Source organism: Amycolatopsis sp. NBC_00345 (genome assembly GCF_036116635.1).
Classification (GTDB): Bacteria; Actinomycetota; Actinomycetes; order Mycobacteriales; family Pseudonocardiaceae; genus Amycolatopsis.
Map to the genome: position 1 here is coordinate 4,607,593 of NZ_CP107995.1, position 21,073 is coordinate 4,628,665.

Sequence of the window (21,073 nt, forward strand, 5' to 3'; positions counted from 1 at the left end):
ACCACGACCGAATACCGAGATGAGGAGCGCGATGAACCCGATCACTCTCGTCGATCTGGCGAGACTGTTCCACGCGGCGGTCACGGCCGATCCCGCCGTGCCGGCGGAACTGCCCGGCGGTGTCCCGCGGGCCGAGCGTGAGCGGGTCGGTGCGGTCCTCACCGCCCTGCTCGCCGATCCGGAGGACGAGCGGATGCTGCGGCTGCCGCTGACCGGCACCGACATGGTGGACTTCGAGATCCCGGTGGAGGTCGGGCCCAAATGAGCACTTCCGTGAACGACGCCGTCGACTGGGATCTGGCCGGGTACGCCGTGTCCTACCCGGCTTTCCAGGCACATCCTGCGATCAAGGCGGAGTTCGCCCGGTCGTTGGAGAAACGCACGCGGCTGTGGGAGCCGGTGCTGAGTCTGCTCGCCACCGAGTTCGGGCACCGTCCCTCGGAGGCCTCCGCCCGGCTGCTGGGCGGATGGTTCGCGATGGTCCATCTCTCGGCACCGATCGATCAGCTGGTGGACCGGGATCCGATGTCCGACCAGTGGCGGGAACTCGGCGGGGTCGGCGCCATCGAGCTCGTGCTCGCGCTCAAGGACCAGATCTTCCGCGCACCGCTCGCGGCGCTGAGCCAGGACGACGACGCCGAGGCCCGGCATCGGGTGTCGCTCGCGGCGGTCGAGCTCGGCTCGTCGTGCCTGACCGCGACGATCGGAGAGTACCTCGACATCGTGGGCTATTCGGAGCTGCGTTCCGCCCCGCCCTACCCGGTCCAGGCCGGCGCGCGGGTCACCTTGTTCTACGAGAAGCTCGTCGGCTGGAAGTCCTCGGTCATCTACGAGTGCCTGCTGCGTTGCGCGGCCCTGATGATGGGGGCGCCGGAGAAGACCGTCGAAGCGCTCGCGATCTTCGGCCACCACATCGGATTCGCGGTGCAGGTCCTCGACGACGCCGGCGGGGTCTGGGGCGGCGGCGACGATCTGGAGAAGGACCCCGTCAAGGTGATCTCACCGCTGGCCTACGCGCTGTCGGTCGAGCATCCGCGCCGTGACGAGCTCGTCGAACTGCTGCACACCCGCACCGAGGACCGGGATGTGGCCGCGGTGCGTGACATCCTCGACGGCATCGAGGCCAGGGCCTTTCTCGAGTTCGTGATCCGGGAACGCGTCTCGCGGGGGGTGAGCGCGGTCGCCGAGGTGGCACCGGCGCTGGTGGTTCCCTTGCAGCACTGGGCGGACGGGTACTTCCGGCGGACGTCGGAGGCAGTCCGGTGATCAAGGCCGGGGCATCGCCCGCACGGACCTCGCGTGCGGCGTCGATGGTGCGGTTCCCGCATTTCACCGGCGTCGTCAGGATGAAACGGGATCCGATCCGTTATTTCCGCGAGGCCGCGGGCAAGGGACCCGTGGTGCTGCTCGGCCGGGTCGGCCGGCGGCGTTTTTACCAGATCAACGATCCGGCGCTGGTGCGGTCGGTGATGACCGCACCGCGCGAGGACGTGGGGATGACCCGGACCACCGACATCCTCGCCGCGCTGTTCGGCGACTCCGTGTTCACGATGCAGGGTGAACGCTGGCGTCGGCGGCGCGACGAGCTGCAGCCCGCGTTCCGCACGTCGAACCTGCCGGAGTTGTTCGGAACGGCGGCGGGTGAGGTCGCCGAGACCGTCGGCCGGTTCGCCGAAGCCGCCGAGACCCGCGGATCGGTCGACTGCAGTGCCGCCATGCTCGATCTGCTGCAGCGCATGATCGTGCGGATGATGTTCGGCGTGGCGGTACCGGAGACCGCACGGCAGCTGAGCGAGGCTTTCGACTACGGGCTGGAATACCGGCAACGCCGCCGGTGGTCCTTGCTCAGCCTGCCGCTGTGGTTCCCGAGCCCGGCCAGCGCCCGGTTCAACGACGGGGTACGCCGGCTCAACGGCAGCATCCGGGAAATCATCGAGGACTACCGGGCGCATCCGCCTGAGCGGGCCGGTCTGCTCAAGATGCTGATGGAGTGCCAGGACGACGAAACGGGTACCGGCTGGACCGACGACGAGCTGCTGGCCGAGGTGAAGACGACGTTCATCGCCGGCTGGCTGACCACCTCCACGGCGGCGATCTGGCTGTTCGATCTGCTCGCCCGGCACCCCGAGGTCGCGGCCCGCGTCGTCGCCGAACTCGACACGCTGCCGGCGGACCGGCCGCTGGCGTATGAGGACCTGCACGATCTGGCTTACGTCGAGGCCACGATCCTCGAGGCGATGCGGTTGTTCCCGCCGGGCTGGCTGCTCAGCAGGCGGGCCCGGCGGACGTTCCGGCTCGGTGATCTCCGCGTCCGGCGCCGTGCGGTGCTGCTGGTGTCGCCCTATGTCCTGCACCGGGATCCCGCGCACTGGCGGGAGCCGGACCGGTTCGATCCCGGCCGGTTCCACGACCGCTCACACGGCGAGGCGGGACGCGCCGTCTTCCTCCCGTTCGGCTTCGGTCCCCGGGTGTGCATCGGCCGCGGAGTGGCCATGATGGAGCTGAAGATGGTGGTCGCGACGCTGCTGCGCAATTTCCGGTTCACACTCGCCGATCCGGCGCCGGCCAGGTTGAATCCGGTCTCCTTTCTCCGCCGGGCCGATCCGCTGATCCTCGATATAACGCCTCGTTGAGGCCTGGTTCCGACTCCACCGACGAAAACGGTATGCCGTCCAGCAGAAGGGGGCTCGAAATGAGCAAGGTCACGTTGAATTCACCGGCGCAGGAGATCACCGGGAAGGCCGTCGTCGATTCCGAGTACGAGAAGGAAGTCGCCCGGATGTACGACGGGAAGCAGGAGGATTTCAACCTGCTGCTCGGCAAGGACACCAAGCTGGTCCACCACCACTTCGGGATCGGGGACTTCGACCGCTCGCCCGGCGCCCTGCGGGACGAGGACGAGATCCAGCGCAGGCTGCACGAACTGGAGAACGCCCAGACCGAGCGGCTGCTCGACCTGCTCGCCGGACTGGGGCCCGAGCACCGGGTCTTCGACGGCGGATCGGGCCGCGGCGGCACGGCGTTCATGGCGCACGAGCGCCTGGGCTGCTCCGTGGACGGCGCCACGATATCCCAGTACCAGAGGGAGTTCGCCGAACGCAGCGCGCGTGAACGGGGGTGCGCGGCCGAGGTTCGCTTTCACTTCATGAACATGCTGCGCACCGGCCTTGGCACCGCGAGCATGGATGCCGCGCTGACCAACGAGACGACCATGTACGTGGCCGATCTGACCGCGCTGTTCCGGGAGTTCGCCCGGATCGTCAAACCGGGCGGGCGTTACGTCTTCGCCACCTGGGCGATCGACGAGAGCGGTTCGGCCGGCGAGACCATCGCCGCGATCGACCGGCATTACGCCTGCACCATGCACACGCGCGAGGCCTATCTCCGGGCCCTGCTGGACTCCGGTTTCGTGCCCTACCACGTGGCCCAGATGGACGTGGACGCGTTGCCCTACTGGGAACTGCGCCAGCGCAGCGAACACAGCGATACCATCGAGAAGCTTTTCATCGATGGTTACCACGCCTCTTCGATCGCGTATCTCATGGTGGCCGCGGAACGGGTCGGAGGATGACTCCGGACGCACTGCTGGCGGACTTCGACGGCGAGCTGTTCCGGTTCCTGCACCGGGCGCAGCCGAAGTCGGGCACCTTTCGCGAGATGGTCAGCTATCACCTGGCCTGGCGTTCCTGGGACGACGCCGAACCGGCGGTGGCCGACGCGGGGGGCAAGCGGGTCCGGCCCCTGCTGGCGCTGCTGACTGCGCAGACTGTCTCGGGTGATCACCGCGCGGCGCTGCCGGCGGCGATCGCGGTGCAGCTCGTGCACGATTTCAGCATCATCCTGGACGACATCATGGATCGTGACCGGGTGCGCCGGAACCGCCCGTCGCTGTGGGTCGGCTACGGGACCGGGCAGGCGATGACGGCCGCCGCCGGTCTCTACGTGATCGGTCTCGACGCACTGCAGGACTATCTCGACACCGACGTGCCGCACCGGGAGTTGCGTGGTCTCACCAGGACCCTCCTGGACAGCTGCCTGGAGATGGCCGACTCCCAGCACCTCGATCTGGACTGGGAGAAGCAGTTCGGCATGACGCTCGACCAGGTGCGCGCGGTCGCGCTGGGCCGCTCCTGCCTGATCCGGTGCGGGGCCGAGCTCGCGGCCGACGTCAGTACCTCGGACCCGGAGGTCCAGGCGGCCTTCCGCGAGTTCGGCGCGTTGCTGTCCACCGCGTTCTCGATCATCGATGATCACCGGGGCCTGTGGGGCGACGAACTGCGCAACGGCAAGCCACTGCGCAGCGACATCCGCCAGCACAAGAAGACCTTCCCGATAGTCGCGGGCTACCTGCGCTGTGATCCCGTCCGGCAGCGGCGGATGCGGGACTTGCTCACCGGTCCCGAACTCGGCGACGCCGAGGTCGCCGCCGTCATGGACCTACTGGACGAAGCCGGTGCGGAGGAAGCCACCACACGGGAGGTGCGGCGCCTGTCCGGTTTGGCGCTGGAATGCCTGCATCGGCCGGCACTGGCGCAGTTCGACGTCTCCGATCTGGCCGGGCTGACCGAGAACCTGCTCGGTGGGCCGGCCACCACCACTCACCCTGTTCGGCAAGGAGGATCCGCATGATCACGCACGCACCTGAGCAGGCCGGGCCGCCGTTCGCGACCCTGCCTCCACTGACCTCGGCCGGACTGCCCGCCTTCGCCGACGCCATCGAAGAAGCTTGGCAGCGGCATCCGGTCCTGGTGTTCCACCAGTGCGAGCTGACCCCCGCCGACCTGGTCGCGTTCGGCGCGATCTTCGGTACCCCGGTGCCGGTGCCCCCGCAGGAGGGTGTCGTCGACACCACCGGGCTCCCACCGGAAATCATGATCATCTCGAATATCGTCGAGCAGGGCAGGCGGGTCGGCCATCTGGGCGGCGGGGACCTGAGCTGGCACACCGACATGTGTTACGTGCCGGAACCCGCGGTCGTGAGCGCGCTCTACGCTCTGGAGGTCCCGGAAACCGGTGGCGACACCTGGTTCCTCGACATGGCCGCGATCTACGACCGCCTGCCGGCCGGCCTGCGCGACCGGATCGAAACCCTGTCCTGCAAGCACGACGACAGCTACACGGCGGCGGGAGAACTGCGGCACGGCCGCGACCCGGTCCTCGACATCACCACCTCCTCCGGTGCGGTGCACCCGCTCGTGCGTACCCGGCCCGGGAGCGGCCGGAAGGCGCTGTACCTGGGCCGCCGGCTGAACGCCTACATCCCGGGGCTGTCGCTCGCCGAGTCCGACGCGCTGCTGGACGAGTTGTGGAGCTACTGCGGTGATCCCGCCGCGGGGTGGCCGCACCGGTGGCGGGCCGGTGACCTGGTGGCCTGGGACAACCGGGTGATGATGCACCGCCGCGACGGGATTCCGGAGAGATCGCGCCGGCTGATGCAGCGGATCCAGGCGAGGTGATCGGTGAACACGACTTCCGCGGCAGGGAAGGACCCGGCACTGGACGCCGACTTCGTCATCGACGCCCTGCTGGCCCGCGACTACCGCGAAATGGCCGCCGTCCCGTGCAGTTACCTCAAGCCGCTGCTCGAACGTGCCGCGCGGCGGCCCGAGCTGGGCTATTTCCCGGCGACCTGCGAGGGCGAGGCGGTCTCGGTCGCCGCCGGCGCCTGGCTTGGTGGCCGCCGGGTAGTGGTCGCCATGCAGAACTCCGGCCTGGGTGACGCGCTCAATCCGCTTGCCTCCCTGTGCCTGCCTTACGACGTGCCGGTCCTGCTTTTGGTCTCGGTACGCGGCGAGCCGGGCACGCGGGACGAACCCCACCACGACGTCATGGGCCGGACCACGGCCCGGATCCTCGCCGAGGTGGGGATCGATCACGACTGGCTGCCCTCCGATCCCGATGGTTTCCTGGACGCGCTCGACGAGGCCGAGCAGACGATGGACCGCACCCGCAGGCCGTACTGCCTGCTGGTCCGGAAGGACACTTTCCGGGAGCGTCGGGCCGTGGACAGGGTGCAGGCACCGGCCGCCCGGGAGGCGCTGAGCCGGTCCGAGGCCATCCGGTGGCTCCGGCAGCGGTTGCCCGAGGAGCAGGTGATCGTCACGACGACCGGCCTGACCGGCCGGGAACTCTACGCGGCGGGTGACCGCACGAGCCATCTCTACCTCAGCGGCTCGATGGGATGCGCGGGGGCGGTCGGCCTCGGCATCGCACGGTCGGGCAGGCAGCCGGTCGCCGTGTTCGACGGGGACGGCGCGGTCCTCATGCGGTTCGGCACACTGGTCAGCGCCGCCGCTTCGCGAACGCCGGATCTGCTGCATATCGTGTTCAACAACGGCTGTTACGACTCCACCGGCGGCCAGCCGATCCAGGGGCCGGTACCGTTCGCACTGACCGCCGAACTGCTCGGCTACGCGGCGTCGGCGCGCTGTACCTCGCTCGCGCAGTTGCAGCAGGCGTACGAGAAGGTGATGGCCCAGCCGGGTCCCCGGTTGCTGGAGATCCAGGTGACGACCGATCCGGTACCCGCGCCGCGGGTGCCGCTCGCTCTCCCGGAGATCGCCACGCGCCTGCGCGCTTTTTCCGCGCTGTCCGCCGCCGGCGAGGAGGAGGCCCAATGAGCGTCACCAGCCGGGCACTGCCCAAGACGTCCCAGCTACGGCGCCTGCTCCAGCGCCCGGAGCTGAGTTTCCTGATGGAAGCGCACAACGGCCTGTCCGCCAAGCTGGTCGAGGAGGCCGGTTTCGAGGGCATCTGGGCCAGCGGCCTGTCGATCTCGGCCTCGCTCGGACTCCGGGACAGCAATGAGGCCAGCTGGACCCAGGTCCTGGAAATCGCGGAGTTCATCAGCGATGCGACGACGATTCCCGTGCTGCTCGACGGCGACACGGGTTACGGCAATTTCAACTCGGTACGGCGCCTCGTGCGCAAGCTGGAGCAACGCGGAGTGGCCGGGGTCTGTATCGAGGACAAGCTTTTTCCGAAGATGAACAGCTTCGTGCGCGGCAGTGGGCAGCAGCTGGCCGAGATCGGTGAGTTCGCCGGGAAGATCGAAGCCGCGAAGGCCGTGCAGCGGGATTCGGACTTCGTCGTCGTGGCCCGCACCGAGGCGCTGATCGCCGGCCACGGCCTCGCTGAGGCGCTGCGCCGGGCCGAGGCGTATCGCCAGGCGGGCGCCGACGCGATTCTCATCCATTCGGCGCAAGCGGACGCGAGCGAGGTACTGGCGTTCAAGGCGGAGTGGGGTGAGCGCCTTCCGGTCGTCATCGTCCCCACGAAGTACTACCGCACCCCGACCCAGGTCTTCGCCGAACACGGGTTTTCCACGGTGATCTGGGCCAATCACCTGATGCGGTCCGCGCTGCAGGCGATGCGGATCACCGCGACGAGGATTTTCACCGAGCAGCACCTGCGGAACGTGGAGGACAGTGTCGCCCCGATGGCGGAGGTCTTCGAACTGCAGGACGAGGACGAACTGGCCGAAGCCGAGCGGCGCTGGCTGCCGAGGCGGAATGGCGGGCACTGACGCGGGCTCCGGTCCCCGGAACACTTCCCGCGGCTCGGCGGTGATCCTGGTCGTGGTGCTGGCCGCCGTCCTGATGGTGTCGATGGACAACTCCATCCTCAACGTGGCGCTGAAGACTCTCGCCGAGCCGCCGCCCGCCGGCCTCGGAGCCGACCAGAGCCGGATCCAGTGGACGATCGACGCCTACACCCTCGCCTACGCGGGCTTGCTGCTGACTTCCGGGCTCATCGGTGACCGGATCGGTCACAAGAAGCTGCTGCTCGCGGGTGCGATCCTGTTCGGCGGCGCCTCAGCGGTTTCGGCTTACGCGCGCACTCCGATGGAGCTGATCGCACTACGCGCGGTCATGGGTGCCGCCGGGGCACTGATCATGCCCGCGACCTTGGCCATCATTTCCGCCGAGTACCCGGGCGACAAGCGCACGAGGGCCCTCGGGATCTGGACCGCCGTGGTCGGTGTGGCAGTCGTCCTCGGCCCGATCATCGGCGGTGCCCTGCTCGGCTGGTTCTGGTGGGGGTCGGTATTCCTGATCAATGTGCCGATCGTGCTCGCTGTCGTCGTCGCGGTGTGCTGGTTCGTGCCCGATGCCGCTCGGGCCGGCGGCACCCCGGTCCGGCGCATGGACCCGGTAGGCATGGGGCTGTCGGTGCTCGGGCTGCTCGGGCTGATCTACGGCATCATCCGCGTCGGCGAGTACGGCGACTGGACGCGTCCGGACGCGATCGTGCCGTTCGGCGGGGGCCTGGTGCTACTGGGCGGGTTCGTGCTGTGGGAGCGGAGCGTCGACCATCCGGCGCTGAACCTGCACCACTTCCGGGAACGGGGTTTCGCGGCGGCGGCGACCGCGCTCGGGGTCCTCTATTTCGCGCTGACCGGCGGAACGCTCGTGATCGCCTTCTATCTGCAAGGCGTGCGGGGCTACAGTGCCCTGCTCACCGGTGTCTGCGTGCTCCCGCTGGCGGTCTCGCTGATCATTTTCGCTCCGCGGGTGTCGAAGCTGGTTCGCCGGTTCGGCGTGCGTGCCGTCTGCGTCGCCGGCCTGACCGCCATGGGCGTGGGCCTGCTGGGACTGGCCACGACCGGGACGGACACCCCGATCTGGTTATTCGAGCTGTACCTGTTCGTCTTCGGCACGGGGACCGCACACGTGCACCCACCCGCGACCGGAGTGCTGGTCTCCGCGCTGCCGTCCGCCGAATCGGGTGCGGCGTCCGCGGTGAACAACACCTTCCGGCAGGTCGGCGCCTCGATCGGGGCGGCGATCCTCGGCTCCGTACTCAACGCTGCCTACCAAGCGCGGATCGGATCCGCGCTCGACGGACTGCCGCCGCCTCTCGCGGAGCCGGCCCGCGGGTCCTTGACCGCGACGCTTCGGGCCGCCGCGGACCTGGCGGAACAGGGCCGGGGATCGCAGGCGCAGTCCCTCGCCCGCGCCGCGACCGAGGACTTCGTCGATGCCATGCGAATCACCTGGGTCACCGCGGCGGCGGTCGTGCTGGCGACCGCCGTCGTCGTGGCCGTGGTCATGCCCCAGGCCATCCGCGCGAAGAGCCGGAGCCGTCCTGAAATGAACACGGATCAGCACTGAGCAAAGACGTGCCGGCCGACCTGGACGCCATCTTCCGCAAGGTCGTGACGGACTTCGCCGACGCGGCGAGTGCCCCTGGCGCGGTTCCGGCTGGTCACCGCACCCGTGCAGCGGCCCGGCGGGAACCGTTAGCATCCGGACGTGACCTATGTTGCGGCGACCAGCCGATACGATTCCCTGCCTTACCGCCGCTGCGGACGCAGCGGGCTGAAGCTGCCCGCCATCTCGCTGGGCCTGTGGCACAACTTCGGCCACGACCGTCCCTTGGACGTCCAGCGGTCGATCACCCGGCGCGCGTTCGACCTGGGCATCACGCACTTCGACCTGGCGAACAACTACGGCCCGCCCTACGGCTCGGCCGAGGAGAACTTCGGCCGCCTGCTGGCGACCGACTTCAAGCCCTACCGCGACGAGCTGATCGTCTCCACCAAGGCCGGTTACGACATGTGGCCCGGGCCATACGGCGACTGGGGCTCGCGCAAGTACCTGCTGGCCTCGCTCGACCAGTCGCTGGGCCGGCTGGGCCTGGACTACGTCGATATCTTCTACTCCCACCGGGTCGACCCCGAGACGCCGCTGGAGGAGACGGTCGGCGCGCTCGACCGGGCCGTGCGCTCGGGCAAGGCGCTGTACGTCGGCATCTCCTCCTACCGGTCCGAGCGCACCGCCGAGGCCGCCCGCCTGCTGCGGGAGCTGGGCACGCCGCTGCTGATCCACCAGCCCTCGTACTCGATGTTCAACCGGTGGACCGAGGAGGACCACCTGCTGGACACGCTGGAGGACGCGGGCGCCGGCTGCATCGCGTTCTCGCCGCTCGCGCAGGGCCTGCTCACCGACCGCTACCTCAAGGGCGTGCCCGAGAATTCCCGCGCGGCACAGGGCAAATCGCTCGACCCGAACTCGATCACCGACGACAAACTGGCGAAGATCCGGGCCCTCAACGAAATCGCCGCCCGCCGCGGCCAGTCCCTCGCGCAACTGGCCCTGGCCTGGGGCCTGCGCGACCCGCGCATGACGTCGATGCTCATCGGCGCCAGCAGCGTCCGCCAGCTGGAGGACAACATCGCGGCCCTGAAGAACCTCGACTTCACCCCCGAGGAACTCGCCGAGATCGACAAGTACGCGACCGAAGCGGACATCAACCTCTGGAAGCGCTCCAGCGACGCGTGACCGCCGCCGCTTCGACGGGAAGTCCATCAAGGACTCGTGAGTGGTGAGTCCGGCTGGGGCGTGCGGCTCAGCCGGGACGGGACTTGAAGGCGCCGCAAGTCGACGACGAGGTGCGACGGGAGTGGTCGGCAGCGGCGGCTCGGCGTACGTCGAGGCATCCGGCCGCGCCCGGCACGTCGACAGCGAGTTGCGGTCGGCACTGACTGCGGGCCGGATGGCTGCGGTCGGTGCCGGCCGCGATCGACACTGGCCGCGGTCGACGTTGGCCGCGGTCGGCACTGACTGCAGGCCGTGCGGCTGCGGTCGGTGCTGACTGCGGTCGGTGTGGGCTGCGGGCCGTGCAGCCGCAGTCGGTGTTAGCCACTGTCGCGGCGTGCGGTCCCGGCCCGGAACCGTGCCCGGGCGCGTCTGTGTCGCGGCCGGCGGTTGTCCGGTCGCGGCACAGGCGAGCCTGAGCGGGAGTGGGTATCCGGTCAGAGGTGAAAAGTGTTGCGCCTGGGTCTTCGCAGCGGGTCAAAGTAGGCCGGCGGGATGAAGTCGGGTTTGCCGTCGGTGCCCATCCGGATTTCCCAGTCGCTGTTGTGGATGAGCCGGTGGTGGCGTTCGCACAGCAGCGTCAGGTTGCCGAGGTCTGTTGGCCCGCCGAGGATCCAGTAGACGATGTGGTGGCCGTCGCAGTGTTTTGCCGTGCTTCGGCAGCCCGGGAACGTGCAGCCTCGGTCGCGCATGGTGAGGCGTCGGCGTAGGCCGGTGGTGATGAGCCGCTTCGACCGGCCCAGGTCCATCGGCTCGCTGTCGGTGCCGAGGACCGCGGGGATGACGGCGCAGTCGCAGGCCAGTTTCCGTGCTTCGGCCGCGGAGATCGTGCCGCCGCCCTCGAGCGTCGCGGTTCCGATCCCCGACTTGAGTGCCTCGTAGCCCACGGTGATCGCCACGTGGACGCGGTCACCGCCGTGGGTGGGGAGCTCGTCGGCGGTCATCGCCAGCCGGGCCAGCTCGACCAGGGCATCGGCTTGGCGTTCGGCCAGGCCGCGGGGGTCGTGGCCGCCCTCGGTCCCCCAGCCCGGTGCCGCCAGAGGATCCAGCGCCGCCCGAAGACGAGCGTAAGCCAGACCGTCCAGAACACCCTTGATACTGGCCGTACCGTCACGATGCTCCCGGAACGACAGCTCCCGCGTCGGCCGCCCAGGCGGGTCCTCCGGCTCAGGTCCGTCGGGATCGAACGTGTCGGCCAGCCGCTCGCCGGCACGACTGACCTCACCGGGATTCGTCTCCCGGGCGAGGTCGACCAGGATCTTCTCCGCACCCGCACGGTCCACTTCGGACACAGTGACGGGAATCCGCGCCATGGCCCGCGCGATCACCTCGACATGCGCCGGGCTGATCGCGCCCTCGCGCGCAGCACTCCCCGCGAGAGGCGCGGTCACCGGGATCTCGGTCCCGTCCAGGCTGTGCGACACGTTCACCGCGTGCGCCCGCCGCACGATCCGCCCCGCGTCGCGCAGCCCGATCCTGGTCAGATCGTCCAGCCACGCCGCCGCGGAGGAATACCCGTAAGTCGCTTTCACCCCTTCGGTTTCCACCTTGGCGATCACGGCGCCGACCAGCGCGTCGCACTGGTTCGACACCTGGATCAGCAACCGCACGAGGGCGGCGGTCTGCACCCGATCGGCCCGCCGGATATCGGCGAGATCGGGGAGGTGAATCGCTGTACTGGACACCCTTCAAGACTACCGAGATTCGAACACACATTCGACACACGTTCGGGTGTACCTGCTCAGCCCACGTGAGTCGGCCGGGGCGAAGGCAAGTGCGCGGTTTCCGGGAACAAGTGCAGTGCCCGCAAGGCCGCCCCGAGTTCCGCGATGTCCGCCGGGTCCGTGAGCGAGCGGCCCAGCTCCTCCGTGACCCGGCGCAGGCGGTGCCGGATCGTGTTGGGGTGGCAGAACATCCGCTCCGACGTCAGCTTCGTCGAGCCCTGGCAGTCGAACCACGCGCGCAGGGTCAGGAGCAGCACGTTGCGGTCGTCGCCGGGGAGGTCGAGGATCGGGCGGAGCACGTGGTGCGCCAGCTGCACCGAGGCTTCCGGCGCGCTCGCCACCAGCCCCGCGAGCGGCGACTCCGTGAACTGCACCAGCCCGGACGCGCCGGGCGCCAGGCTGGACAGCGCCACGCGCGCGAAGTGCAGCGCCCGCGCCGTGTTGCCCAGCCCCGAAAACACCGGGCTCATCCCGACGCGGCCGACCGGCTCCGCGCCCATCAGGTCCACGATCACCTTGGCCGCCAAGGGATCCCGCAGCGAGACGACGCCCACCTGCAGGTCCGGCGTCAGCCGCCAGGCCGACGCGTGCTGGGCCTCGCGCAGCCGCTGCTCGATCTGCGGCAACGGCTCGTGGCCCAGCCGGGGCGTTTCCGCCGCGACGACCACGAAGGTGCCATCCAGGGACAGCTCCAGCACGCGCGCGATGTCCCACAGCGTGCCCTCGGTCGCGGCGCCGCCGGCGAACAGGGCCTCCACCAGCGCGGAGCGGCGATTCTGGTGCGCGACAACAACTTCCGCCGACGCGTCACGGTAGGCGAGAGTGAGCGCCTCGGCATAGTCGTCGATGAGCGCCCAGATCGCGGACGTCACGGCCACCAGCCCGGCCAGGTCCTGGTTCTCCCCGCGCGCGGTGAGCGCCACGAACCGGTGCCACACCTCGGTGAGCCCGATCCGGTACGCGCGCAGCACTTCCGGCAGCGGCGCGCCCTGCAGCGCCCGGGCGCGGCCGGTGGCCAGAGCCTGCGAGAGGTCGGGCGTCTCGCCGCCGCGCAGCGTGCGCATCACGAAGTCGAGGTTGACGCGCACGGACTTCCGCAACTCGCCGTAGGTGAGGAACCGCTGTTCGCGGTACACCGGCATCTGCTCGAGGATCTGCCGGGTGGTGGCCTCGGCCAGCTCGGGCAGCTCCCGCTCGACCTCGGCCGCCAGCTCGGCGACCACCGGGGCGAGGCCGCCGCGCAAAGCAGCCTGATGGTCCAGCGCAGTCCGGTGGTGAGACGCGGTCCGGTCGTGCATCGATGCCCTCCAGGCCTGGCGAAGGACACTCGCCCGTGACCGTACGGGGACTCTTCCTTGAGCCTCCGGGAAGGACAGCTAACACGACTGCCGCTGACCCGGCCGGGTGAACTTGTGACAGCCTCCGCGAATGCGGCAATAAATCTGTAGTACTTGCCGCATCCGCGGAACGGGCTCACATCTTGGCCGCCGCCGCCTTGATCGCCTCGCGGATCCGGAAGTACGAGCCGCAGCGGCAGACGTTCTCGATCGCGTCGATGTCGGCGTCGGTCGGGTTCTTCGTCTTCTTCAGCAGCGCCACCGCGGCCATGATCTGCCCCGGCTGACAGTAGCCGCACTGCGCGACATCCTGCTCCAGCCAGGCCTCCTGCACGGGGTGCAGCTGGTCGCCGTCGGCGAGGCCTTCGATCGTGGTGACCTCACGGCCCTCGCACTCCGACACCGGCACGACGCAAGGGTTCACCGCCTCGCCGTCGAGGTGGCTGGTGCAGGCCTTGCAGACGTTGATCCCGCAGCCGTACTTGAGGCCGCGGACCTTGAGCTTGTCGCGCAGCGCCCAGAGCAGCGGCAGGTCGGCGGGCGCGTCCACGGTCACGGTCTTCCCGTTCACCGCGAAGCTGTAGTTGGGCATGGGAACTCCTCGTGGTGGGGGGACGGTCAGCGGGGGAACGGGTCGAAGTCGACCGGGAAGTTGACCGGGAAGCTGCGCGGCTTGGTCCCGGTGGCGCGCGCGTAGGCGTTGGCGATCGCGCCGACCGGCGCCGGCAGGCCCAGCTCGCCCGCGCCGCCGATCTCGCTGCCGTTGGCGGGCATCACGAATACGGTCACCTCGGGCGGCGAGTTCTTCTGCCGGGCGTAGTGGAACTGCGAGTAGCTGCCCTCCAACGGCAGGCCCTTGTCGATGTGCAGGCCCGCGGTGAGCGTCGTCGAGATCGCGTCGGTGAGCCCGCCGAGCATCTGCGACTGCAGCCCGCGCGGGTTCACCGGCTTGCCGACGTCCACGGCGATGGTGGCCTTGGTGACGCGCGGCTGCTTCGGGTCGCGGGCGTCCAGCTCGACCAGACACGCGGCGTACGACTTGTACTCGCCGTGCACCGCGATGCCCTGGGCGAAGCCCTTCGGCATCTTCTTGCCCCACTCGCCGAGCTCGGCGACCTTGTCCAGCACGGCCTTCTGCCGCGGCTCCTTGATGAACTCGCGCCGGAACTCCAGCGGGTCCTTGCCGAGCTTCGCGGCGATCTCGTCGACCATGATCTCCTCGGCGCCGCGGGTGTTCGCGGAGTACACCGAGCGCCACGCCGAGGTGTGGAACTTCAGCGGCACCTCGTTGAGCAGCTGCGTGGTGACGCCGAAGTTGTACGGCGACTTCACGGTCAGCAGGAACACCGTCTGCGCGAAGCTCAGGTTGCCGCCCACGGGCAGCTTCGCGGCGAACGCGGTGAGGATCTCGCCGAGGCCGTGGCCCCAGTCGGTCTCGACGCTGGCCACGCGGTGCTCGAACGTGAGCACCTGGCCGAGCGCGAAGGTCGCGCGGATCTTGTGGTGGCTGGCCGCCCGCGCGCGGCCGTGGCGCATGTCGTCGATGCGGCTCCACATGAGCCGGACGGGCTTCTTCATCGCCTGGGAGATGTGCGCGGCCTCCAGCGCGGCGTCGAAGAACAGCCGGCGGCCGAACGAGCCGCCGCCCTGCTGGACGTGCACGGTGACCTTGTTCTCCGGCAGCCCCAGCTCCTGCGCGATGGTCTGCTTCGCCACGATCGGCGACTTGAGCCCGGCCCAGATGGTGGCGCTGTCCTCACGGACGTCGGCCACCGCGGAGTTCGACTCCATCGGCGCGTGGCTCACGAACGCGAAGTCGAACTCGCCGTCCACGTACTGCGTCAGCAGCGGCGGCACCACGAACGGCAGCGCGGCCGCCCGCAGTTTCTTCTGGATGGACGCGTTGTCCTCGCCGTCGACCGTGCCCGCGTTCCAGGTGACGTCGAGCGCGTCCTTGCCGTCGAGCGCCTGGCCGAAGGTCTCCGCCATCACCGCGACACCGGTGGACACCACGGCGAGGTCGATGATGCCGGGCATCGCGCGCACGGCGGCCTCGTTGTTGACCTTCTTCACGGTGCCGTTGATCGTCGGCGGGCGCCGGACCATCACCGGCATGGCGCCGGGGATGTCGAGGTCGAGGGTGTAGACCTGCTTGCCGGTGACCATCGCCAGCGCGTCCTTGCGCGAGGTCGGCGTGCCGACCAGCGTGTGCGCCGACTCGGCCTTCGGCTGGACCGGCGTGACGGGCAGCGCGGCCCGCGCGGCCGGGCCGGCCAGCTCGCCGTAGGACGCCGTGCGCCCGTCCGGGGCGCGCACCAGGCCGTCGCGTGTGGACAGTCGCGCCACCGGCACGTTCCACTGGGCGCCGGCCGCGGCGACCATGCGGGCGCGGGCCGTCGCGGCGGCGGAGCGGATCGGGTCGTACAGCGAGCGGATGGTGTTGGAGCCGCCGGTGAGCTGGTTGAACAGCAGCTCCGGGCGGGCGTCGGAAAGCACGACGTCGACCATGTCGAGCGGCAGGTCCATCTCCTCGGCGACCAGCATCGCGGACGCGGTGTTGATGCCCTGCCCCACTTCCGCGCGCGGCAGCTGCAGCCGCACGTGCCCGCCGGTGGTCACCTCCAGCACGAGCATCCCGGACGTCGGCGCGCACGAAAGCGTCAGCACGTCGCCGAGGTCGAGGATGTCCGCGGGCTGCGGCAGGGTCGGCACGGCGGCCTCGGCCGCGGCGGGCGCGAGGGCGTCGAACGACAGCTTGGTGGCGACGGTCAGCGTCGGGGCGGCGACCAGGTAGGTCAGGAAACGGCGGCGGCCGACCCGCCCCTCGTCGTCCGGTGCGGCCTCGCCGTGTTCGCCGGGGCGGGTGACAGGACTGGCCATCGGGAATCCCTTCGGGGCTCGCGCGGGCACGCACCGCTGCACCGGCGCAGCCCGGACGGGTGGAAACGGGGAAGTCGGGGGTATGACGCGGGTCACGCTAAGCACATGACAGAACCGACGCAACGCGCAGTAGTCGTGTCGACTGATTCGTGTGACGAGGTGACAGCGCGCGGACCCCGAATGTGCGCCGCGCCACAGTCATGACTGGTCGGAACGGCCGCGCGCCCTGCTGCGGACGGGGGAACGGCGGCTAGTGCCGCATCAAGCGGCCCGAACGCTCAGTGCGCTCCATTGCCGGTCGGCGGTGGCCAGTTCATAGCCGGCTTCCTCGATCGCGGCGCGCACCTCGGTGAGGATGCCGGCCGGATGTCCGGCGCAGCGGCAGAGGAAGCGCTCCGCATCAGCCTGCTACGCGTATTGGGCGTGGCCGCGCCGCCATCAGCCCCTACGCCGCTCTAGGACGAACGTCACTCCCCATCGGCAGCAGTGGCGCCGCCGGCCTTCCCGATCTGCGCCGCCGACCACTCCGCCCACTCGGCCTGCATCCGTGAGAATCGCTTGCCCCACTCCAACGCCAGGCGGCCGTAAACCGAGGCACTGTCCCAGTCGATCGACGCCTCCAGTCGCTCGAGGTGCTCCAAGCGCCGCTGCCCGATCTCGCCCATGCTCGTCACGTAGTCCTGCGCCTGCTCCGGCGAAATCGAGTCCAGGAAGTACACCCGCAGCAACGACTCGCTGCGGGGCGGGGGCGGCTCGTACGGCGAGAGCAGCCACGCGCGCAACTCCTCCTGGCCCGCCTCGGTGATCTCGTACTCCTTGCGCCCGCGCGGGCCCTCGTCCGCCACCTTGATCAGCGACGCCTTCTCCAGCTTGCCCAGCTCGCCGTAGAGCTGGCTCTGGGTGGCGGACCACACGTTGGCCATCGCCGTCTGGAAGCGCTTGAGCAGGTCGTACCCGCTTCCGGGCTGTTCGGCGAGCAGGCCGAGCACCGCGTGTCGAAGGCTCATGCCGCCATCTTACCTTCCACTCTTGACATGTCCAAGCGGAACGTTCTAACTTCGACATATCAACGCAGGAATATCGGGGAAGGGCAGGCCATGAACTACCTCAAGAGCTTCATCCCGTGGATCGCCTTCGCGGTGGTGTCCACCCAGGTCGACTGGCGGTACTCGGGCCTGGTCGGCCTGGTGCTCGCGGCCGGCCTGCTCATGCTGGAGCGCCGGCGCGGCAAGGGCTGGGACACGCTGGTCATCGAGCTGTCCGCCACGGTGTTCTTCGCGGTGCTGACCGTCTGGTCCTTCGCCGACCCCGGCTCGCCGCTGCACGACTACGTGGGCTCGCTGTCCGACGTCTGGCTCGCGGTCACCGCGTGGGGCTCGATCGCGGTGCGCCGGCCGTTCACCCTCGGCATCGCCAAGACGATGGTGCCCGCGGCAGTGTGGGACAACCCGGCGTTCCTCCGGGTCAACGTCGTCATCACCGCGGTGTGGGCCGCGAGCTTCACCGTCGCGGGCGTGGCCTCGGCCGTGCTCCTGAGCTCCGCGCCGCACGCGACCGCCGCCCTGGTCGTGATCAAGGTGCTCGGCTTCGTCGTCCCCGCTTCGTTCACCGTCCACTACCGCCGGCTCGTCCAGGCCCGCGCCCGGAAAGCAGCGTGAACCATGACCACCAGCGACTTCCAGATGACCGGCGGCTACGCGCCCGTGCACGACGAGCTGACCGCCTACGACCTGCCCGTCACCGGCGCGCTGCCGCCCGAGCTGACCGGCTGGTACCTGCGCAACGGCCCGAACCCGCGTGAGGCCAGCGCGCACTGGTTCACCGGCGAGGGCATGGTCCACGGCGTCCGGCTGGAGAACGGCCGCGCGGCCTGGTACCGCAACCGCTGGGTGCGCACCGAGAGCTTCGACCGGCCGGACGCGGTGCTGTACAACGCCGACGGCTCGCGGAACCTGCGCAACGGCCAGGCCAACACCCACGTGGTCAACCACGCCGGGCGCACGCTCGCGCTCGTCGAATCCTCGCTCCCGTACGAGATCACGCGGGAACTGGACACGGTGGGGCCGTACGACTTCGGCGGCGAGCTGGCCGATTCGATGACCGCGCACCCGAAGATCTGCCCGGAAACCGGGGAGCTGCACTTCTTCGGCTACGGCAGCCTCACCACGCCGCACGTGAGCTACTACCGGGCCGACGCCGCCGGGAACCTCGTCGTGAAGCAGCCGATCGACGTGCCGGGGCTGACGATGATGCACGACTTCGCGCTCACCCGTGAGCACGTCGTGTTCTTCGACCTGCCGGTGGTGTTCGACCGGGCGTCGGTCGGGCGCGGCATGCCCTACAGCTGGAGTGAGACCTACGGCGCCCGGCTCGGCGTGCTGCGGCGCGACGACCCTTCGGGCGGCGTGCGCTGGCTGGCGATCGACCCGTGTTACGTCTTCCACACGCTCAACGCGCACGACACCGCCGACGGCCGGATCGTCCTGCACGTGGTGCGGTACGACTACATGTTCCGGCCCGGCCACCCCCCGTCGGACGGCACGCTGTGGCGCTGGACGATCGACCCGGCGGCGGGCACCGTCACCGAGGACCGGCTCGACGACCGCCGCGCCGAGTTCCCCCGGATCGACGACCGGCTGGCCGGCGCCGACGCCCGGTTCGGCCACCTCACCGCCTCGCGCGGGCCGGAGGCGCGCAGCTCGCTGCTGCGTCACGACCTGCACACCGGTGCCGTCGAGGAGCACCGGTTCGAGACCGGCCGCATCCCGGGCGAGGCCGTGTTCGTGCCCGCCGACGACACCCCGGGCGGCGCGGGCTGGCTGCTCACCTACGTCTACGACGCGACCGCGGGCTCCAGCGACCTCGTGGTGCTCGACGCGCAGAACGTCGCCGCGCCGCCGGTCGCGACCGTGCGCCTGCCGCAGCGCGTGCCGGCCGGCTTCCACGGGAACTGGCTGCCGGACGCCTGATCGCACCCGCCCCCAGCGCGGCGTCCCCCGGTTCCACAGCTACGCCCCGTATCGTCGGCGGCGGGAGTCGATAAGAAGGTTTCCTGCCTTACCCGCGGAAAGCCGGATACCGTTGCCGGGACGGACATCGACACGACGTGAGGAAGCGGGCTGCAGGTGGTGGGCGCGGGGATTCCGCCGGTCGGCACGCCGGCCGGGATGCGCAAGATCAATCAGCGGGCGGTGCTCGACCTGCTGCGCCGGGAGGGCCCGGCGACGCGGCCGCGGGTGGCCAAGGACACCGGGCTGTCGAAGCCGACGGTGAGCCAGGCCCTGCTGGCGCTGGAGGCCGCGGGGCTCGCGCGCGCGACCGGGCACACGTCCACCGGCACCGGCCGCTCCGCGGTGCTGTACGAGGCGGACCCCACGGCGGGTTACGTGCTGGGGATCGACATCGGGCGTGAGCACCTGCGCGTCGCCGTGTCGGACCTCGGCCGCACGACGGTGGCGCGGCGGGACGCGCGCAACACCGCCCGGTCCGGCAGCGCGCTGGTCGCCGCCGTCGGCAAGCTCGCGGGCGAGATCGTGGCGGAGGCGGGGCTGGCCGCCGGGGACATCGTGGTGCGGGTGCTCGGCTCCCCCGGCGTCGCGGACCCGGCGAAGCGGTGCTTCCGGCACGCGCCGAACCTGCCCGGCTGGGGCCGCGCCGGGCTGCTGGACGACCTGGAGGCCGCGCTCGGCCCGGACCTGGTGGTGGAGAACGACGCGAACCTCACCGCCGTCGGCGAGTGGGAAAGCGGCGCGGCGCGGGGTGCTTCGGTGTTCGGCTGCATCACGATCGGCACCGGCGTCGGCATGGGCCTGATGGTGGACGGCCGGGTGTTCCGCGGCGCGACGGGCGCCGCGGGCGAGATCGGCTACCTGCCCTACGGCCGGATGCGCTCGGCCGACGAGCCGGGCGAGCCGCCCGCGCGCGGCCACCTGGAGGAGGCGACCGCGGCCCAGTCCGTGGTGCGCGGCGCCCGCGAACTCGGCCTGGGCACGGCGAAATCGGCGCGGGAAGTCTTCCGCCTGGCCCGCGAGGGCGACGAGCTGGCGCAGCGGGCCGTCGAGGCGGAGGCCGACCGGCTCGCCTACACGGTGGCCTCGGTGGCTGCCGTGATCGACCCGGAGCTGATCGTCCTGGGCGGCGGTGTCGGCACCGCCGCCGACCTCCTGCTGGAGCCGATCGACCGCGCCCTGCGCGCCTTCACCCCGCTGGTCCCCACCGTCGTCCAGGGCGAGCTCGGCGACGACGCGGTACTGGCCGGCGCCATCAGCGTCGGCCTGCGCGCCGCGGAGGGCCTGGTGTTCGACCGCCGCGTCGGCGCCGTCTGAGCACTCGTGAGTGTTTATGACGGTTAGAACCGGCATCAACACTCACGAGCCGGTTCCGGCGCGGCCGAACTGGTCGCCGGGCCCGGCGGGTGGAATCATCCCCGGGGTGAGCATCGAGCCCGACCGGCGTCTGATCGACCCGGAACGCGTGGCCGCCGCCGTCGCCGGGCTGGGCGACCGGGCGGTGATCGACGAGTGGGCCGCGCGGTTCGCCGTGGTGGCCGACCCGTCGCGGCTCGCGCTGCTCGTGTCCATCCACTACGCGCGGGAAATCAGCGTCACCGATCTCGCCGCCGCCACGGGCATGACCGACACCGCCGTCTCACAGGCATTGCGGCTGCTTCGCGCGCACGGCTTGGTCACGGCGCACCGAGACGGGCGGGTAGTGCGTTACCGGCTCGCCGACGCCACCGTGCACGAACTCATCCACCACGTGCGCCCGCACCCGGACGAACCCGCGGGAGACGGCCCGGCCCGGTAGGTTGGCG

The 21,073-nt window shown here is 70.2% G+C and carries 19 protein-coding genes; 14 read left to right on the forward strand and 5 right to left on the reverse strand.

Going from position 1 to position 21,073, the window contains the following annotated elements; translation table 11 throughout:
* The first annotated feature begins 31 nt into the window (after positions 1-31).
* The 10 genes from OG943_RS20325 to mgrA all read left to right on the forward strand — a co-directional run bounded on the left by OG943_RS20325 (position 32) and on the right by mgrA (position 10,283).
* Positions 32-265 (forward strand): hypothetical protein, encoded by a 234-nt coding sequence (locus OG943_RS20325; protein ID WP_328611369.1) that lies wholly within the window; start codon positions 32-34, stop codon positions 263-265.
* The gene (locus OG943_RS20330; RefSeq protein ID WP_328611370.1) at positions 262-1,266 is read left to right on the forward strand and encodes a polyprenyl synthetase family protein; all 1,005 of its coding nucleotides are present in this window, start codon (positions 262-264) and stop codon (positions 1,264-1,266) included. Before OG943_RS20325 ends, OG943_RS20330 begins: the two co-directional genes overlap by 4 nt.
* Positions 1,263-2,633 carry a cytochrome P450 gene (locus OG943_RS20335; RefSeq protein ID WP_328611371.1) on the forward strand — a complete coding sequence of 457 codons (1,371 nt, stop codon included), beginning with the start codon at positions 1,263-1,265 and terminating at the stop codon, positions 2,631-2,633. Before OG943_RS20330 ends, OG943_RS20335 begins: the two co-directional genes overlap by 4 nt.
* Positions 2,634-2,692: 59 nt before the next feature.
* Positions 2,693-3,571, forward strand: coding sequence for an SAM-dependent methyltransferase (locus OG943_RS20340; RefSeq protein ID WP_328611372.1), 879 nt, complete (start codon positions 2,693-2,695; stop codon positions 3,569-3,571).
* Complete coding sequence (locus OG943_RS20345) at positions 3,568-4,629, forward strand: polyprenyl synthetase family protein (protein WP_328611373.1); 1,062 nt, start codon at positions 3,568-3,570, stop codon at positions 4,627-4,629. The genes OG943_RS20340 and OG943_RS20345 overlap by 4 nt, the downstream gene beginning before the upstream one ends.
* A complete protein-coding gene (locus tag OG943_RS20350) occupies positions 4,626-5,456 on the forward strand; it encodes a TauD/TfdA dioxygenase family protein (protein WP_328611374.1) in 831 nt (276 codons plus the stop codon). Before OG943_RS20345 ends, OG943_RS20350 begins: the two co-directional genes overlap by 4 nt.
* Positions 5,457-5,459: 3 nt before the next feature.
* Positions 5,460-6,620, forward strand: a complete 1,161-nt coding sequence (gene aepY, locus OG943_RS20355; protein ID WP_328611375.1) for a phosphonopyruvate decarboxylase — start codon at positions 5,460-5,462, stop codon at positions 6,618-6,620.
* Positions 6,617-7,525 (forward strand): phosphoenolpyruvate mutase, encoded by a 909-nt coding sequence (aepX, locus tag OG943_RS20360; RefSeq protein ID WP_328611376.1) that lies wholly within the window; start codon positions 6,617-6,619, stop codon positions 7,523-7,525. The genes aepY and aepX overlap by 4 nt, the downstream gene beginning before the upstream one ends.
* Positions 7,512-9,113 carry an MFS transporter gene (locus OG943_RS20365; RefSeq protein ID WP_328611377.1) on the forward strand — a complete coding sequence of 534 codons (1,602 nt, stop codon included), beginning with the start codon at positions 7,512-7,514 and terminating at the stop codon, positions 9,111-9,113. The genes aepX and OG943_RS20365 overlap by 14 nt, the downstream gene beginning before the upstream one ends.
* Positions 9,114-9,254: 141 nt before the next feature.
* The gene (gene mgrA, locus OG943_RS20370) at positions 9,255-10,283 is read left to right on the forward strand and encodes an L-glyceraldehyde 3-phosphate reductase (protein ID WP_328611378.1); all 1,029 of its coding nucleotides are present in this window, start codon (positions 9,255-9,257) and stop codon (positions 10,281-10,283) included.
* Between the two features lie 473 nt (positions 10,284-10,756).
* On the opposite strand, the gene OG943_RS20375 is transcribed toward mgrA, so the two are convergent.
* The 5 genes from OG943_RS20375 to OG943_RS20395 form a co-directional block, all read right to left on the reverse strand.
* Entirely contained in the window at positions 10,757-12,004 is a 1,248-nt protein-coding gene (locus OG943_RS20375; protein WP_328611379.1) for an HNH endonuclease signature motif containing protein, read from the reverse strand.
* 56 nt (positions 12,005-12,060) lie between these two features.
* Positions 12,061-13,341 carry a PucR family transcriptional regulator gene (locus OG943_RS20380; RefSeq protein ID WP_442874749.1) on the reverse strand — a complete coding sequence of 427 codons (1,281 nt, stop codon included), beginning with the start codon at positions 13,339-13,341 and terminating at the stop codon, positions 12,061-12,063.
* Positions 13,342-13,516: 175 nt separating this feature from the next.
* A complete protein-coding gene (locus OG943_RS20385; protein ID WP_328611380.1) occupies positions 13,517-13,972 on the reverse strand; it encodes a (2Fe-2S)-binding protein in 456 nt (151 codons plus the stop codon).
* Between the two features lie 26 nt (positions 13,973-13,998).
* Positions 13,999-16,260: a xanthine dehydrogenase family protein molybdopterin-binding subunit gene (locus tag OG943_RS20390; protein WP_328611381.1), complete on the reverse strand. Its 2,262-nt coding sequence runs from the start codon at positions 16,258-16,260 to the stop codon at positions 13,999-14,001.
* A gap of 467 nt (positions 16,261-16,727) precedes the next feature.
* Complete coding sequence (locus OG943_RS20395) at positions 16,728-17,267, reverse strand: PadR family transcriptional regulator (RefSeq protein WP_328611382.1); 540 nt, start codon at positions 17,265-17,267, stop codon at positions 16,728-16,730.
* Between the two features lie 90 nt (positions 17,268-17,357).
* Here OG943_RS20395 and OG943_RS20400 point away from each other — a divergent pair, with 90 nt between their 5' ends.
* The 4 genes from OG943_RS20400 to OG943_RS20415 all read left to right on the forward strand — a co-directional run bounded on the left by OG943_RS20400 (position 17,358) and on the right by OG943_RS20415 (position 21,066).
* Positions 17,358-17,918 (forward strand): hypothetical protein, encoded by a 561-nt coding sequence (locus OG943_RS20400; RefSeq protein ID WP_328611383.1) that lies wholly within the window; start codon positions 17,358-17,360, stop codon positions 17,916-17,918.
* 3 nt (positions 17,919-17,921) lie between these two features.
* Positions 17,922-19,229 carry a carotenoid oxygenase family protein gene (locus OG943_RS20405; protein WP_328611384.1) on the forward strand — a complete coding sequence of 436 codons (1,308 nt, stop codon included), beginning with the start codon at positions 17,922-17,924 and terminating at the stop codon, positions 19,227-19,229.
* 156 nt (positions 19,230-19,385) lie between these two features.
* A complete protein-coding gene (locus tag OG943_RS20410) occupies positions 19,386-20,585 on the forward strand; it encodes an ROK family protein (RefSeq protein WP_328611385.1) in 1,200 nt (399 codons plus the stop codon).
* Between the two features lie 112 nt (positions 20,586-20,697).
* Positions 20,698-21,066, forward strand: coding sequence for an ArsR/SmtB family transcription factor (locus tag OG943_RS20415; protein ID WP_328612108.1), 369 nt, complete (start codon positions 20,698-20,700; stop codon positions 21,064-21,066).
* Positions 21,067-21,073 lie beyond the last annotated feature (7 nt).